Here is a 15,635-nt window from a genome sequence, read left to right as displayed (position 1 = left end):
ATATGATTGTATTAATACGATTAGTATTGTTTGATCTAGTCTAACGGAATAGTTGGAGCATCGTCATCTCCGTCAGACGGATACTTCATAGTAACCATAAGATCATCCTTAGGAGAAGTTACTATATCAACTGCAGGGTTAGTAATAGAATCTTTTAAGATATTGGTTACATTACTCCCTCCTTTTACTGTTTCAGGATCTTTAAGTTGCTTTTCAAGGAATGATGCAAAAAAAGGCTTCTTTTTTGAATTTTTGTCTTTCATAATAATTTAGTTTGGGTTAGAATATGATTGTAATTGTGTGTTGATAGAAATATTAGAGTACAGATTCATCTCCATCTGAAGGATACTTCATCGTAACCAGAAGATCCCTGCTTGGGTTAGTAGCATTATCAAGGAGAGGTCTCGTCACATTGTCTATAGAAGGTAATGTAATAACATCAATTTCTGGAGTAGTGATTATTCCTCCACCCTGAACTTTTTCAGGATCCTGAATTTGCTTTTCTAAAAATGATGCAAAAAAAGGTTTCTTTTTTGAATTTTCGTTTTTCATAGTTATTGAGTTTGGTTAAAATATGATTGTAATTTTGGATCTGTATTTATTTAATTTACAGAATCATCATGATCGGAAGGATATTTGAGTGTGATCAAATGGTCCTTACTTGGCGAAGTTGCATTATCCAGAATAGGCGCTGTAATAACATCCACAACAGGAGACGTGATAACGTCTGTATCCGGTGTAGTTCCTCCACCCAGAACTTTCTCAGGATCCTGAATTTGCTTCTCTAAGAAAGAGGCAAAAAAAGGTTTCTTTTTTGAATTTTCATCTTTCATAAGTAGTGAATTTGATTATTATTTCTTATTGTAATAAGATTACAAAATTTCTAATTCACCAGATTCATCACTATCAGAAGGATACTTCATCGTTACGATCTGATCTCTTACAGGAAGTGTTGCATTGTCAAGGAAAGGAGATGTCGTTACTACATCTCTTGTCGGCACGGTAATAACATCTGTAGTAGGCGTTGTAATCCCTCCGCCCTGAATTTTTTCAGGATCCTGAATTTGTTTCTCTAAAAAAGAAGCAAAGAATGGTTTTTTTGAGTTTTTCTTTTCCATAAGTTAATATATTTAGTTTTTATGTAAAACTAAAGTACAAAAAATATCAACACGTAGGGAAATATTATTCTATTTTAAGAAAATTTTAACTTATCCAACTAAAAAACGGAATTTAATTAACCCAAATTCAAAAAACTCTTTACTACATTCGCAAAATCAATCGGATTTTCAGCCTGAACCCAATGTCCCGCGTTTTTCACCGTAACAATCTTTGCTTTTGGAAACTGTTGCCTGATCCCATATTCGTCCTGTGGAAGGATATAATTTGATTTTGCACCGGCAATAAATAAAGAATCGCCTTCAAAAACACCAAATTTCACAGCATTGGAAACAAACTCATTGTATTTTTCAGATAATATTTTAAGATTAAATCTCCAGTTGAGTTTTTTGTTGTCATCCCAATATAAATTTTTAGCCAGAAACTGTATCGTCGATTTCTCAGGAATATATTGGCTTAAGACAGTCTCCACATCACCTCTTGAACCCACTGTATTAAAGTCAACAGTTTCCAGAGCTTTAATAATTCCCTGATGGTGCGGAGGATAAGCTTTTGGAGAAATATCTACCACAATCAGTTTTTCTACTCTTTCCGGATATTTCAACGCAAACTGCATTACTGCTTTCCCTCCCAGAGAATGCCCCAGTATATGTGCTTTCTGAATACCGTAATGGTCAATATAACGGGCAATATCATCTGCCAGATCATCATGTGACATACTGTCTGAGTGAAAACTTCGTCCGTGGTTTCTAAGGTCAATCAAATGTACGGGAAGGTATTCTCCTAAGTCTTTTCCAAAACTTCCCCAGTTGTCGAGCATTCCAAACAGGCCATGAAATACAAGAAGCGGCGTAACTGTAAGATGTTCGCCAAATATTTTTGAATTTAAGATTTCCATTTTTAAATTTTAGAAAATTAGATGAGAATTTAGGTTTTAGAAGTGAGAAGTTAGACTATGAATACGTTTCTGAAAAATTTTCAAAGTATTCCTCCATCTGCTTCATTCAAAAATAAATGTCAGAAGTTAAATTTTGTTTTCGTTATTAACCTCTAACATCTAACTGATCATTCTTTTACCACTTTGCCAACCTCTTTAAATAAGCCTGAACTGTATTTTCAAGACCCATGTATAAGGCTTCAGAAACTAATGCGTGTCCAATAGATACTTCAAGAAGATTAGGAATATTGTCGGCAAAGTATTTTAAATTTTCAAGACTCAAATCATGTCCTGCATTGATTCCTAATCCAAATTCTGTCGCGGCAACAGCTGTATCATAGTAAGGCTTTATTGCCTGCTCTTTATTGGTAAGATAATCTTTTGCGTAGGCTTCGGTGTACAGTTCAATTCTGTCAGCTCCGGTTTTTGCAGCATGTTCTACCAATTCAGGCAGAGGATCAAGAAATATAGAAGTACGGATTCCGGCATTTTTAAACTCTGTAATAATTTCTGTTAAAAAATCCAGGTGCTTTTTGGTATCCCAACCTGCATTGGATGTAATAGCGTCATCTGCATCAGGCACCAGTGTTACCTGCTCTGGTTTTACTTCCAGAACCATATCAATAAAAGAGCGGTGTGGATTTCCTTCAATGTTGAATTCAGTAGTCACCAACGGTTTCAGATCGTAGACATCTTTTCTGGTAATATGTCTCTCATCAGGTCTCGGATGGATGGTAATTCCCTGTCCTCCGAATTCCTGTATTTTTACTGCTGCTTCTGTTACGCTTGGCGTCTCGCCTCCTCTTGCATTCCTTAATGTCGCAATCTTATTAATGTTTACACTTAGTTTTGTCATTTCTTTATTTAGATGTTAGATATCAGAAGTTGGCTGTCAGCTTTGAAATTACTTCTGTATCACATTATTATTTTTTTGATGTTAAGATCGGCTTTAAACTTTAACACTGATCTGCATCACCTGAAGATCAAATTCTTTAGAAGCTACCAGCAGATGATCGAAAATATCAGCCTGGATCTGTTCAAAATGCTCCCATTTCGAATCATTCGCAAAGCAATACACCTCAAGAGGAAGTCCCTGTGGTGTAATATCAAGCTGACGGACCATCCTTGTTCCGTTTTCATCGATATCCGGATCGTTTTCTATGTATTTCTGTGCATAATATCGAAAAACACCAATATTGGTAAGCTGTCGTCCGTTGATCGTTTTATCATTATGCTCCACACTTTGGTTTTCCTGCCTGATTTCCTGTGTTTTTTCTTCGAGATAATCCGAAATGAGATTAATATCTTTTAATCGTTCAATATCCTCTTCGTTTAGAAATTTAAAAGAATTGATATTGAAATAAACGGATTTCTTTATTCTTCTCGTATTGGATTCAGACATGACCTGAAGGTTTTTAATCTCTGTGGTCAGAAGGTCGTACGTGGGAATTGTTGAAACTGTTTTATCAAAATTGGTGATCTTGGTCGTCAGAAGACTGATATCTGTGATATTTCCTTCAATGCTGTATTTTGGGATGCTCACCCAGTCGCCCACTTTCAGGTTTTTAGAAGTAGCCACATGTATTCCGGTTACAAAACCCAAAATAGTATCTCTAAAAACGAGTACCAGCACAGCGGTAATGGCTCCCAAACTTCCGACAATCGTCGTTCCTTTGATCCCGAATATCACACAGAGTCCTACCACTGAAAAGATAAAAATCCCTAAGATCTTTACCGTTTCTGAAATAGCATTAAGTGCCATGATCTTATAAAAATCCTGCTTTATGGTAAAATAATATCTGAAACCAGTCAGTGATCTATAAAGCATTCCCGCCAAAATAAGTACCAACCCTAAATTAATAGATCTGTTGATAAAAATATTGGTTTTAGGAAGGGCAGTTGCCGGAAAGATAGACGGATGTATTCCTCCAACCACCAAAAGTGCTGCAAAATGAGCAACAGAATTAGATATTTTAGATTGATAGATGGATCGTATTACAGGATATTTTTCATCATTACGAAAAAATCTAAAAACAAAATTAATAACAAATTTGAAAACAAAGTCTACTACCAAAAATACGGCACAAAGCAGTGCTAGCTTTATTATAATATGTACAACCCAATCCATACCACCTGGCGTTACCTGGCTGATATAAATATAGAGCTGTTCACTTATTTCCTGCAAAAAGTTTTTAGTGTCCTGTATTTCGTCTTTCATTACAGCAAATTTATAAAATTAAGAATGATGATCTTACTATTGTCAATCAATTTTCATCCCAAATATGCAAAACGTTTCTGTAAATCTTCTTTTTTCCTATCTTGCATTGATAATTTTAAAGAATGGATACAACGTTAATTAATATTTTATGTCTCATTTTATTGTTTCTGGGAATGCTGGGAACCTTTCTGCCTGTTCTTCCGGGACTTTTACTGAGTATCTGCGGACTTCTGATTTATAAGTTTGGGACAGATGCAGATCTGCCGATGATCTATATCTGGGCATTTGGTCTTCTTACTGCAATTTCCATTGTATTAAGCTATGTAATTCCAGCAAAGACCAACAGAAAATATGGAGGAACCCGCTGGGGAAGTATCGGATCGATCATCGGAACAATAGTAGGAATTTTCATTCCCATTCCTTTGGGATTTTTGGTGGGGATGTTTGCAGGAGTATTTATCGGTGAACTGCTCCACGACAGCAAGGATATGAACAAGGCCCTTCAGTCCACGAAAGGAGCATTCATTGGATTTATTTATGGAACCGGTTTCAGTCTTGTAGTAGGTGTGGCAATGTTTTTGGTTGTACTATTAGATATGCTTAATATTATTTAATAAAAGAAAGATATGTTCCATCAAGCCATCATATTCAGTTTAGGATTGCTGACCTTAGCAGGGTGCAATGCCCAAAAGAACACAAAAACACCGGAACAGACCACCGGAACAACTACTAATATGAAAGAAAACAAATCTTCAGAACAGAAAGAAGGTATCGTTTATTTTAGTCAGGGAGAAAATAAATTTGTGAAGGAATACGAAATGAATGTCACTTTCCAGGGTATTTCAGAGGACAGCCGTTGTCCTGAAGGAGTGAACTGTATATGGGCTGGAGTTGCCGTAGCACAGATAGAACTTATGGGAACCTACTCCAGACCCATAGTTGTAAGTCTTGCTACAACAGAAAATGCTGGGAGAAACTATCACCAGTCAGCAGTCTACAATGGCTATACTATTTCGCTGGAGGAAGTAACTCCTTTTCCAAAATCTGAAGGAGGAGCAAAAGCATTGGAAGGAAAATACAGGATCGGAATAAAATTCGCCAAAAAGAACAATTCTGAAAAGCCCGGTTCTACCAGGAAATAGATTTCTTTCCTTTTGAGATTAGATATTCATTAATCTTTGAGAAGGGTTTACTTCCATAAAAACCTCTATAGACGGAAAAAGGTGACGGGTGTGCCGATTTTAAAATAAAATGTTTAGCCGGATCAATGAGTTCGGCTTTCTTTTGAGCAAAAGCTCCCCAAAGAACGAATACCACATTCTCTTTTTTATCCGAAATTTCTTTAATAATAAAGTCTGTGAATTTTTCCCAGCCTAAATCTTTGTGGGAGTTTGGCGAATGGGCACGAACCGTTAAAGTGGCATTCAATAACAGAACCCCCTGTTTTCCCCAGTCGTCCAGCTCTTTTGAAGTTCTTACAACTCCCACATCATCTTTCAGTTCTGTAAAAATATTTTTAAGGGAAGGTGGCGCTGTTACCTGTTCAGAAACAGAAAAACACAATCCGTTAGCCTGAAAATCATTATGATAAGGATCCTGCCCTATGATAACCACCTCCACATCTTCAAAAGGTGTAATTTCCAGCGCTCGGAATATTTGATTTTTAGGTGGAAATACTTTTGTTGTCGCATATTCCTGTTTTACCTTTTCCCAAAGGGTTGTAAAATAGGGTGTACTTTTTATCGGGGCTAAAACTTCTGTCCAGGTCATGAGATTCAATTTGAGAATGTACTATTATGAAGATATAATTTCATATTTGTCACAAAAAACATTACAAAAATATTCTTTAATTCCTATAATACCAAATGTAATAATTTAGTGACAGAAACAGTATAATAAACTATGTTTTGAAAATTTTCACCCTTCTTTCAATAAGGATATACGAAAAATAGGAAAGCACTATTGAAAAACCAATCAAAAGAAAACTATTAAGATGATGAGAATCTACAAGCACTATTTTTTGCCTCTTTACAATGTAGTGTATGATATATAATGAATAAGAAATATTCCCCAGAAAATAAACAACTTTCGTTTCAAGAAATACTTTAACAAGATTTTTCTTATCTGAATATAAATGTTTTATAATCACTGCCGATAATAACGGAATAAAAAACACACCTTTTCCAGTATAGAGCAGTAAAAAGAATAAAATAACAACACCATACAAAAAAAAACGGTTCTTTTTTATTTTCGATTCGGGTAAAAATGCAATACCGATCCCAAAAAAATAAGAAGATACTGTTCGTACTAAAGACGGCACTCCAAAAACAACATCAAGATATTGTGTAGATCTATTTATCAAAAGCGGTGAATGATCAAAATAAATGTCTGGCACATAGGAAATGATAAATCTTAAAACTAATCCTGATATAATTAGAAACCAACAGTTTATTTTATACTTAAGTATTGCCCAAAGCATCAAAGGGAATATCAAATAACAAATCCACTCTGTACTTAATGACCAATATACCTCATTTAATAAATAATTGGGATTGAAAAAACATTGTACCAATCCTGCATTAATAAAAAATTGAGACCAAGTAGGATCTTCCGCAATAAACAGGACAATAAAAACAATGGAGAAAAAGTATACAGGATAGATTCGGTTGACTCTTTTTTTGTAAAATCTCTTAACTCCATCAACAGTCAGCTGCTTAAATTTATCTGAATACGATACAGTCAGTAAAAAAGCACTGAGAACAAAAAAAATATCTACTGCTACATATCCTTTACCAACTATGGACTGAATCCAAAAGCTTTTAAAGTAACTAAAATGGAAAAACGTGACCCATAGTGCTACTATACCTCTAAGCCCTGTTAATGATTTTATTTCATTTTTCATATATCCAGCCACCCAGTTTCTTTGGCGATAAATGTTTAAAAATTAATGACTCTTTTTTAAACTGAAAACAATGTTATCCGGGAAACCTTCATCGGTTCTACCTTCTTCCAATACAAAATTATATTTTAAAAGAAGACCTTGTGAATTTTCGTTGAACTTATTGGTAAAAGCTAAAATTTCATGCAAATTTAATTCATTAAATCCTAAAGCTAAAACAGCTTTCAAAGCCTCAGACATTATTCCTTTTCTGTGATAATCAGGTAATAATTCATAGCCGACCTCAGCGGTTTTCCGGTCCTCAGAAAAATTCCAAAGGCATATCGTTCCAATAAGATTGGGCTGGTCTTTAAAGGCAATTCCAAAATAAACAGTCTGATTATTCTGCGTTTTTTCTTTTATCGTTAAAATAAACTGCAAGGCATCATAGTTGTTTTTCGGGGAATTTCTTTTCACAAACTGATTAGTGACTTCGTTGCTGCGAATTCTCAGAATGTCTTCAACATGGGTTTCGTTGATGTTTTTTAAAATTAAGCGTTCAGTTTCCAGATTCATCTTCCAAATTTAGTAAAATGAATGCATTACCGCATTTTCAAATTCTCAAATTAATGCATTTTCAAATTAACATTCATATTTTCTCACTAAATTTGCACTGTGTATATAAATAAAGAAGATTTAAACGAATTAGAGTTTCCGCAATTGCTCGCGGAGATTTCTCCATTTGCGTATTCTCCAAAAACGAGAGACAAAATTCTTCAACTTCGTCCCATGGAAATTGACGAGGCGGAACTTTCACTGAAAAAAACGTCGGAATATCTTTCGAGTTTTGAAAGTTCAAATGCAATTCCGTTCGATGAATATGAAGATATTGAGACTGAGCTGAAGGTAATGCTGATAGAGAATTACCGCCTTGAAAACAGTTCTTTCATCAAAATAAAAACTTTAACTGAACAGATAGGAAAACTTCAGAAATTTTTCCCTACCATGCCAGATACCTTCCATACTTTGATAGGAGATGTTTCTGTGCTGGAATTTAAAAAGGAAATTATTGATAAGGTAGATAAAGTTTTTAACCGTTTCGGAGAAGTCAAAAGTGATGCCTCCCCTGTTTTAAAAGAACTTAGAGCAGAGATCCAGCTTGCTAAAAAAGCCATTCAGGAAAATTTCAACCGTGCGCTGTTCAACTATGGACAAAGCGATTTTCTGGATGATATCAGGGAGACTATTATTGAAGATCAAAGAGTTTTAGCTGTAAAATCGGGATTCAAGAAAAGAGTTGCCGGAAGGGTTTTAGGAATTTCAAAAACAGGATCTATTACCTATATGCAGCCGGACAGTGTCGTAAAACATTACTTTAAGCTGAAGGAAAGTGAAGAGGAAGAGAAAAAAGAAATAGATAAAATACTGCGAAAACTCACCGCTGAACTGGCAGAATTTCAACCTCAGCTATGGAAATACCAGGCTTATATTTTTGACCTTGACCTGACGAGGGCCAAAGCAAAATTTGCAGAACTGGTTAACGGAATTCTTCCTAAGATCAACCGTCACAGAACACTGAAGCTGAAAGATGCTTTTCACCCCCTGTTATGGCTTAGAAATAAGGCAGAAAACAAAACGATTCACCCACAAACGCTGTCACTGACGGATCACAACAGAATTATCTGTATTTCCGGACCCAATGCAGGAGGAAAATCCATCACGCTGAAAACAGTCGGACTGCTTCAGCTGATGATTCAAAGTGGAATTCTGGTACCGGTACATCCAAGATCTGAAATGTTCTTTTTTGAAAAGGTCATGACAGATATTGGTGACAATCAATCTATAGAAAACCATCTTTCCACCTATTCTTCAAGACTTAAGAAAATGGCGGGGATTATCCGTGAAGCTGATGCCAATACGCTGCTTCTTATCGATGAATTCGGAACAGGATCAGATCCTGAACTTGGAGGTGCTCTGGCAGAAAGTTTTATGGAGTATTTCTATGATAAAAAGAGTTTTGCCATCATTACAACGCATTACACGAATATCAAAATCGTTATCGAAGAGCTTCCAAATGCTGAAAATGCAGCCATGCTTTTTGATGAAGAAACACTGGAACCCATGTATAAGCTGGAGGTTGGACAGGCAGGAAGCTCGTTCACCTTTGAGGTAGCAGAGAAAAACCGAATTCCCAGATTCATTATTCATGCGGCAAAAAAGAAAGTGGAACACGATATTGTCAATCTTGACAAAACGATTGTAAAACTTCAGCAGGAAAAATTCGAAGTTGAAAAACTGAAAACCGATCTCGCTGAAAGAAAAGAATCTGTGGAAGACAAGCGTGATAATCTCCAGAAACTGAATGAACAGCTGCAGCAGAAACTCTTCAATTTCCAAAAGCTATACGAAGAAGAACACCGTAAGCTTCAGTTCGGAAATAAGATAGAAACATTCATCGACGGTTATGTCAACGGCAGATCCAGAAAAGATGTAGTAAAGGATTTTGTCAAAATTCTTGAACAGGAAAAATTCAGAAAAGTTGGCGCTGATAAAGACGAATCAAAACGTCTTCAGGTTGTAAAAAGAAAAATCACTCAACAGCTTAAAAAGGAAGATGTGATCGAAAAGATCGCTGAAACCAATGATAAACTGGAAGAAAAACGAAAAACGGACCGTGCTGTATGGATGAAGGAAGGACAACGCGTCCGTATTCCAGGCAGTACAAGTGTTGGAACTATTGAGAAAATTTCCAAAAATAAAGTAACCGTGAATTATGGTACTTTTAAAACTACCATCAGTGCGGATGAGTTGGAGAGGATTTGATCATGACAGGTTGAAGATTTTACCCATTTGCAGATCGTAAAACTTTTAAAACTTATAAAAAAATAGCGCTGACAATCCAGCGCTATTTTATTTTTATTTATTTTTTGATGAATTTCAGACGGGTTATATTTTCTTTATTTTTAAGCTGAATAAAGTAAATTCCTTTAGCAAGATGACGAATATCTGCCGAATTTTCGGAGGTTCTGCCCGCTCCTGTTTTCTGACCTGAAACGGAAAAAATCTCATAGTCCGTTTCTGATGAAAGCCCTGAAATATATAAAATCTCTGAAGCAGGATTAGGATAGATACTGATTTCTTTGGGTTTCGAAGTTTCATCTACAGCAAGGCTAAGATTCACAGGATCTATTAATTCAACTTCATAGTCTTCAATTTCTCCATAAGATGCACAAGTCAGAATAGCAGCTGAAGGGGAGCTTACAACTCTCATTGCAAGCTTACAAGGCTTTTGAGGATTCTGAGAAGGCACAGAAAAAGTTGCGGTAACTGTTGCGTCTGTACTCCCGTTTGAAAATAAAATTGATTCAGAAGGGGAATTTCCGAATGATCCATCTCCATCAAAATCAATAAACACACGCATGTATCCAGGAGACTGAGAACTTGGTCCAGCCTTCGTTATTGAAATAGTATTACCTATACTCCCTAAAACCAGTCTTACTTTGCGACTAGGATCTTCAAAATATTTTGTGAAAGCAGAATTTCCTGAATTACTAATCATAGGAGGTAAACCAACAGCATTGACTGCTACATTGGATATATATAAATCGGGTACGTGAGTAGGATTATCCGAAGGAGTATATAAACAGTAGAAATTATTAGTAGTAAAAAAAACAGGATTTGAATCACCTCCACCAGCCTGTACATTACTTACTGTCACTTCATAGCCTTTACATCGCTGCAAATCTGTAAGATCAATGCTTGTAGCTGTTGTATATCGTGAGCCTCCAGAGCCCGGTATCCCAACTATATTATATTTTACCAAATGTCCCGTCCCAATAACAGGATCCCATGAAACTGTTGCGCTATTAGTTGAAATGTTTGTTACTTTTATATTTGACGGAGGTCTAACCGTGTTTAAATGTTCTGTCTTAGTTATTAAAACATTGTTTTGATAAAAGTGAACACACAAAAACAATACGAATAATGAAAATAATTTTCTGGTCATAATATAGTTTTTATTATTTTCAACAAAGATATTATTTATACTTATGCAATTCCATTCTCTCATCATTTTTGTTTTTATTTTTTGATGAATTTCAGGCGGGTTATATTTTCTTTATTTTTAAGCTGAATAAAGTAAATTCCTTTAGCCAGATGACGAATATCTGCCGAATTTTCGGAGGTTCTGCCCGCTCCTGTTTTCTGACCTGAAACGGAAAAAATCTCATAGTCCGTTTCTGATGAAAGCCCTGAAATATATAAAATCTCTGAAGCAGGATTAGGATAGATACTGATTTCTTTGGGTTTCGAAGTTTCATCCACACCAAGATTCGTGTTTACAAAAGTTACTTTATAGTCTTCCACTTCTCCGTACGTAAATATTTCGCAAGGGCCAGCAGGTTCTGTTTCGCTGATGATTACCCTCATTGCTGTTCCGCACTGGGTTATGCTGGCAAAAGAAGGAACATTAAATATAAAAGCTTTAGGATTTGTAGAATCTACCATAGTAGAAACGATCATTTCCGAAGCTTCAAAAATTGCATTCGCATTAAAATCTATCCATGCCTTTACATAAGATGTCCCCGGTAGTCCTGCCCAGGTGGGCGTTACTGATAAAACATTATTTAAGGAGCCTATCCCAAGCTCTATATGGGTTGGTGGGTTCATACGAAAATCCGTATGGTTTGACGCCGATGAAGCACTTACCATCGTCGGAAGTCCACCGGAAGGAATTATTGAAACGTTCGATAAATACAATGTTCCAAGATTCATAGAAGTTGATCTGCAATAATTCAGATGGGTATAAAAGGTTAACGGAAAGGATGTATCTCCCGAAGCATTATCGATCACCTGAACCATTTGTCCCATACAGGGTGTAAGATCATTGAGATCAGCAGAAGTGGTCCCCGCAGGAATATTCATCGAGAGCCATACCGCAGATGTTGAGGCCCTCTATCTCACAGTATAACCTGTAGCTCCGGGTATGGGATCCCATGTGATATGAGCAGAAGTAAAAGTAATATTGGAAGCGACTAAGTTCATCGGGACTGTAAAATCAGATTCTGCATAAATGTTTTTCATTCTGCCGGATGCCTGAAACTGTGCTATACCTGAAAAAAGAACAAGCATAAAAAGTAGATTTTTTATCATTTTTATCGGTTTATGATTTTGTTCTGAAAAATAATTCAAATTATTCATATACCATTATATTTTAATTAATAAATCTTACATTTTCATCGCATTACATAAAAAAGCTGATTATAATTTGTTCATTAAATAAGTTTTTCAGTACATATTGATAATTTTAATCAAATCCTGCGACATTTTACTGACCAAAAAAGCATTTAATTTATATATTTGAGGATCAAAAAAATTTCATAAAATGATTTCCGTAAACAGAGCATTGTACCTATCCGCTTTCAGCCTTTTTTCTTTAGCATTTGTCAAGGGGCAGAATAAAGTTCCTTTCGGTGTTGTAAAAGCTGAAGAAGGCTACGCCAATGTACGTGTCCATAAGGATAACTACAGAAAAATCGTAGATAAGATCAGGATGCGTAAAGGTGATGTATTTGTTTATGTAAAACCTGCTCCGGGAGAAACAGAATGGATCTGGATTAAATATCCTGAAAAGCAGGATGAGGAAAAACCTTTTGTAAGATATGAAAACCTTGAAAAGGAAGGGATGGTCAATAAGGAACGTATTGCCTTCATCGATCAGCTTCCCCAGTTTACTCCTTCTAAATCCAAGAACGGAAAATCACTTATTTTTACAGATAACAGCAATCCCAAGATACTTACTTCACAAAGAACCAAAGTAGTGATTGATGTTTATCCCTCTAATGCCGGCTACAGAAAACAGGAAAAAGACGCAGATGGAAAGATCCTTACCATCGATAAGGTAAAGCCTTGGGGGATCAAGGACAATCTTCCTGAAGGCATGACGGAGATTAAATCAATCCGGGTACAACAGCCCGGAAGAGGTTCTGTTTTTGTAAGGGAAGCGATTAAAAATATGTTCCAGCCTACTATGGATTTCAATAATGTAGGAGTAACGGCTCTGGACAATGATCATATCTATCTTTATATGATCAATGGTTCTGGTGAAAACAGATATACCACACTCTGGGCGATCAAAGAAGGAAGGGTAATGAGCCAGATTATTTATAATAGTCCGGAATAATTGCCGTTTTCTCTGTAATATTCTTATTTTTGCACTGAAAAAGTTTAACGCTAATTCATCACAGAAACTGGTTCTGCTTAACGCAGATTAAAAGGGAACCGTGTGAAAATCACGGACTGTCGCGCAACTGTAAGTAACTGAAGTCTTTATCAAGGATCCACTGTGCAGCGCACGGGAAGGAGATAAAAGATGTTACAAGTCAGGAGACCTGCCTATTTCTTTAAACAAAAAACTTTCGCGATTTGAAGTTTATTGATCTGATGGACTGCTTCAGGAATTCCTATGGTTCCTGTCACTGTTCTGTTATTTTGATCTATTTCATTTCGCTTTAATTAATAATGAAATATGACTACAGAAGAAAGAATTGCAGCATCCGAAACCAGAATTTTTAAAGCGGTTTTCCCCAACACTACCAACCACTATGATACTCTTTTCGGAGGTACGGCTATGCAGCTGATGGATGAAGTAGCTTTTATCACCGCAACCCGTTTTGCAAGAAAAAGAGTGGTAACCGTAAGCAGCGATAAGATCGATTTTAAAAAACCCATTCCGGCAGGAACTATCGTAGAACTGATCGGAAAAGTTTCCTACGTTGGAAAAACCAGTATGAAGGTGAATGTAGAAATCTATACAGAACAAATGTATTCCTATGAAAGAGAAAGAGCCATTGTAGGTGATTTTACTTTTGTGGCTATTGATGAGGCTAAGAAGCCGATTAGAATACTATAAGCCAATAAGTTTCGGGCGGCCTTTGGCCGCCCGAAACTTATTGGCTACTATAATTGGTTTAGTTTATTCTTTTGCCTTGAAGCAAAATGAACCCAAAATTAAAGAAATTTTCGCTGCTTTGTAATCAGTCTATCTTACCACCTTGTCGGTATCCAGGCTTCTGTTCAGCAACGTTTCAAAGGCCTCTCCCATTTCATCAGAAGCTCTGGTAATAGCATTTTCCAACATATTTCTGATCTGCTTTTCGGTAACGCCGGCTTCTGTCCAGCTTTTCCCTGAAGTATGAGCGTTAAGAATAAAAGGCATAATCCTGTCGATGGAACAGGCAAAAATAGCGTCTGGAGTTTTTTCTTCTTCAAATTCAAGCCACAGTTCGAAGAATTCGGTACGTAACGGTTCATCAAGAATTCCAAATATTTTCTGTGCTGAAACTTTCTCTCTTTCAAATTTCCCTACCATTGCCTTTTCATCAAAAAGAAAAGTATCACCCGCTTCAATCTCTACAAGATCATGGATGGACAGCATTCTTATGACTCTCAAAAGATCTATACCTGCGCGGTTTTTTGCATATGGATAAAGGATCTGTGCCAGAATAATGATCTGCCATGAATGTTCAGCTGTATTTTCTCTTCTCGAGTCATCAGCATTATAATTTCTTCTCTGTACGTTTTTCAGGGCATCTACGGCCAGGATAAAATCGATCTCCTTCTGTATTTTCATTTTCTTTATTTTATTATTCGGTTGATTTCTTGACCACCCATTTATTTTTTATTTTCTCTCGAACAGTTACTTTCGCCAGTTCTCCGCTCATATCTTCGATTTTTTCATAAACCAGATCAATCCCTTTATTCGGAATCACCTGATATTCGTAAGTGTAAAGCAAAGAATTTCCCGATCTGGCGTAAGTCTTTAATCGTTTGCGTTTGGGATCTACATCAAACATTCCCTGATAATCACTTGCCAGTTCTGTCAGTTCCTTACTGGCAACAAACTTTTTCCTTGTGGAATTAAAAACATAGACATCAAAGGAAGCGCTGCCATAGTTTCCACCGCTACCGTTTCTTATGGCGACATCTTCCGTACCATCAAAATTAAAATCTCCAAAAACAACAGGGTCATCGTGCAACATTCCATTGGTTAGTTTGACAACACCAGTGTTCGAAGGTTTTATCCCTTCTTCAAAATGGAGTGCGCAATCTTCAGAAGCGAGAGTCTGTATTTTCTCTCCACTTTTACTGAAAATTATGATCGAAGCTTTATTCTTGCAGTAGTCAGACTGACATTTTTCAATAGAAATTTCAGCATTGTATTTTGCAGATGCATCTTCAACCACAAAACGGGATTGCCCGAAACATAGAGGTCCAAGCAGCAGCAAAGCTGGTAAAGACCGGTACAATAGAGATATATTTGTCATTTGGTATAACATTCATTAAATATTCATCGAAATTCATACAAAAATACAAATCATGGATTATAATCTACTGTTTTTTTAGCTTATTTTACACTAAAGTTCTAATACCCAAATTTTCAATAAAAATTTATATAACTAAAAATCAGAACATTATATTACTTTCTT

At 36.1% G+C, this 15,635-nt stretch carries 20 protein-coding genes and 1 riboswitch; of the genes, 5 read left to right on the top strand and 15 right to left on the bottom strand.

Features of this window, described 5'->3' with window-relative positions:
* Positions 1-35: 35 nt before the first annotated feature.
* The 7 genes from IW16_RS15255 to IW16_RS15225 form a co-directional block, all read right to left on the bottom strand.
* The gene (locus IW16_RS15255) at positions 36-263 is read right to left on the bottom strand and encodes a microviridin/marinostatin family tricyclic proteinase inhibitor (protein ID WP_034745973.1); all 228 of its coding nucleotides are present in this window, start codon (positions 261-263) and stop codon (positions 36-38) included.
* Between the two features lie 52 nt (positions 264-315).
* Positions 316-552 (bottom strand): microviridin/marinostatin family tricyclic proteinase inhibitor, encoded by a 237-nt coding sequence (locus tag IW16_RS15250; RefSeq protein ID WP_034745970.1) that lies wholly within the window; start codon positions 550-552, stop codon positions 316-318.
* A gap of 50 nt (positions 553-602) precedes the next feature.
* The gene (locus IW16_RS15245) at positions 603-833 is read right to left on the bottom strand and encodes a microviridin/marinostatin family tricyclic proteinase inhibitor (protein ID WP_034745967.1); all 231 of its coding nucleotides are present in this window, start codon (positions 831-833) and stop codon (positions 603-605) included.
* A 39-nt stretch (positions 834-872) separates the two neighbouring features.
* Positions 873-1,118, bottom strand: coding sequence for a microviridin/marinostatin family tricyclic proteinase inhibitor (locus tag IW16_RS15240; RefSeq protein WP_034745964.1), 246 nt, complete (start codon positions 1,116-1,118; stop codon positions 873-875).
* Between the two features lie 116 nt (positions 1,119-1,234).
* Positions 1,235-2,014 (bottom strand): alpha/beta fold hydrolase, encoded by a 780-nt coding sequence (locus IW16_RS15235; RefSeq protein WP_034745959.1) that lies wholly within the window; start codon positions 2,012-2,014, stop codon positions 1,235-1,237.
* Between the two features lie 175 nt (positions 2,015-2,189).
* Entirely contained in the window at positions 2,190-2,909 is a 720-nt protein-coding gene (locus IW16_RS15230) for a pyridoxine 5'-phosphate synthase (RefSeq protein WP_034745956.1), read from the bottom strand.
* 93 nt (positions 2,910-3,002) lie between these two features.
* On the bottom strand, positions 3,003-4,271 hold the full coding sequence (locus tag IW16_RS15225; RefSeq protein ID WP_034745953.1) for a mechanosensitive ion channel family protein: 1,269 nt from the start codon (positions 4,269-4,271) through the stop codon (positions 3,003-3,005).
* A gap of 122 nt (positions 4,272-4,393) precedes the next feature.
* Here IW16_RS15225 and IW16_RS15220 point away from each other — a divergent pair, with 122 nt between their 5' ends.
* Together IW16_RS15220 and IW16_RS15215 are read left to right on the top strand one after the other, a co-directional pair.
* Positions 4,394-4,885, top strand: a complete 492-nt coding sequence (locus IW16_RS15220) for a DUF456 domain-containing protein (RefSeq protein ID WP_034745950.1) — start codon at positions 4,394-4,396, stop codon at positions 4,883-4,885.
* 12 nt (positions 4,886-4,897) lie between these two features.
* On the top strand, positions 4,898-5,413 hold the full coding sequence (locus IW16_RS15215) for a hypothetical protein (protein ID WP_034745947.1): 516 nt from the start codon (positions 4,898-4,900) through the stop codon (positions 5,411-5,413).
* On the opposite strand, the gene IW16_RS15210 is transcribed toward IW16_RS15215, so the two are convergent.
* The 3 genes from IW16_RS15210 to IW16_RS15200 all read right to left on the bottom strand — a co-directional run bounded on the left by IW16_RS15210 (position 5,400) and on the right by IW16_RS15200 (position 7,725).
* A complete protein-coding gene (locus tag IW16_RS15210; RefSeq protein WP_034745944.1) occupies positions 5,400-6,041 on the bottom strand; it encodes a uracil-DNA glycosylase in 642 nt (213 codons plus the stop codon). The genes IW16_RS15215 and IW16_RS15210 overlap by 14 nt on opposite strands.
* 130 nt (positions 6,042-6,171) lie before the next feature.
* Positions 6,172-7,173 (bottom strand): acyltransferase family protein, encoded by a 1,002-nt coding sequence (locus tag IW16_RS15205; RefSeq protein ID WP_034745941.1) that lies wholly within the window; start codon positions 7,171-7,173, stop codon positions 6,172-6,174.
* Between the two features lie 42 nt (positions 7,174-7,215).
* On the bottom strand, positions 7,216-7,725 hold the full coding sequence (locus IW16_RS15200; protein ID WP_034745936.1) for a GNAT family N-acetyltransferase: 510 nt from the start codon (positions 7,723-7,725) through the stop codon (positions 7,216-7,218).
* A 99-nt stretch (positions 7,726-7,824) separates the two neighbouring features.
* Here IW16_RS15200 and IW16_RS15195 point away from each other — a divergent pair, with 99 nt between their 5' ends.
* Positions 7,825-9,972 carry an endonuclease MutS2 gene (locus tag IW16_RS15195; RefSeq protein ID WP_034745933.1) on the top strand — a complete coding sequence of 716 codons (2,148 nt, stop codon included), beginning with the start codon at positions 7,825-7,827 and terminating at the stop codon, positions 9,970-9,972.
* Between the two features lie 97 nt (positions 9,973-10,069).
* Here IW16_RS15195 and IW16_RS15190 read toward each other — a convergent pair whose 3' ends face one another.
* The 3 genes from IW16_RS15190 to IW16_RS15175 all read right to left on the bottom strand — a co-directional run bounded on the left by IW16_RS15190 (position 10,070) and on the right by IW16_RS15175 (position 12,300).
* The gene (locus tag IW16_RS15190) at positions 10,070-11,155 is read right to left on the bottom strand and encodes a T9SS type A sorting domain-containing protein (protein WP_165571986.1); all 1,086 of its coding nucleotides are present in this window, start codon (positions 11,153-11,155) and stop codon (positions 10,070-10,072) included.
* Between the two features lie 74 nt (positions 11,156-11,229).
* Complete coding sequence (locus tag IW16_RS15180; RefSeq protein ID WP_034745924.1) at positions 11,230-12,072, bottom strand: GEVED domain-containing protein; 843 nt, start codon at positions 12,070-12,072, stop codon at positions 11,230-11,232.
* 30 nt (positions 12,073-12,102) lie between these two features.
* Complete coding sequence (locus IW16_RS15175; RefSeq protein WP_131327914.1) at positions 12,103-12,300, bottom strand: fibronectin type III domain-containing protein; 198 nt, start codon at positions 12,298-12,300, stop codon at positions 12,103-12,105.
* A gap of 232 nt (positions 12,301-12,532) precedes the next feature.
* Between IW16_RS15175 and IW16_RS15170 the strand changes: the two genes are divergently transcribed.
* Together IW16_RS15170 and IW16_RS15165 are read left to right on the top strand one after the other, a co-directional pair.
* Positions 12,533-13,330: a hypothetical protein gene (locus IW16_RS15170; protein ID WP_034745918.1), complete on the top strand. Its 798-nt coding sequence runs from the start codon at positions 12,533-12,535 to the stop codon at positions 13,328-13,330.
* Positions 13,331-13,381: 51 nt separating this feature from the next.
* Positions 13,382-13,560: riboswitch (cobalamin riboswitch) on the top strand.
* Positions 13,561-13,675: 115 nt separating this feature from the next.
* Complete coding sequence (locus tag IW16_RS15165) at positions 13,676-14,059, top strand: acyl-CoA thioesterase (protein ID WP_034745915.1); 384 nt, start codon at positions 13,676-13,678, stop codon at positions 14,057-14,059.
* A gap of 129 nt (positions 14,060-14,188) precedes the next feature.
* Here the strand turns inward: IW16_RS15165 and IW16_RS15160 are convergent, their stop codons facing one another.
* Entirely contained in the window at positions 14,189-14,779 is a 591-nt protein-coding gene (locus IW16_RS15160) for an HD domain-containing protein (RefSeq protein ID WP_034745912.1), read from the bottom strand.
* Positions 14,780-14,792: 13 nt separating this feature from the next.
* The gene (locus IW16_RS15155; protein ID WP_131327913.1) at positions 14,793-15,473 is read right to left on the bottom strand and encodes an XAC2610-related protein; all 681 of its coding nucleotides are present in this window, start codon (positions 15,471-15,473) and stop codon (positions 14,793-14,795) included.
* Positions 15,474-15,635 lie beyond the last annotated feature (162 nt).

It is taken from the genome of Chryseobacterium vrystaatense, from assembly GCF_000737765.1.
In the GTDB taxonomy this organism is placed as follows: domain Bacteria; phylum Bacteroidota; class Bacteroidia; order Flavobacteriales; family Weeksellaceae; genus Chryseobacterium; species Chryseobacterium vrystaatense.
Note: the sequence above shows the minus strand (reverse complement) of the source record. Positions and strands in the feature narration are given on the sequence as shown.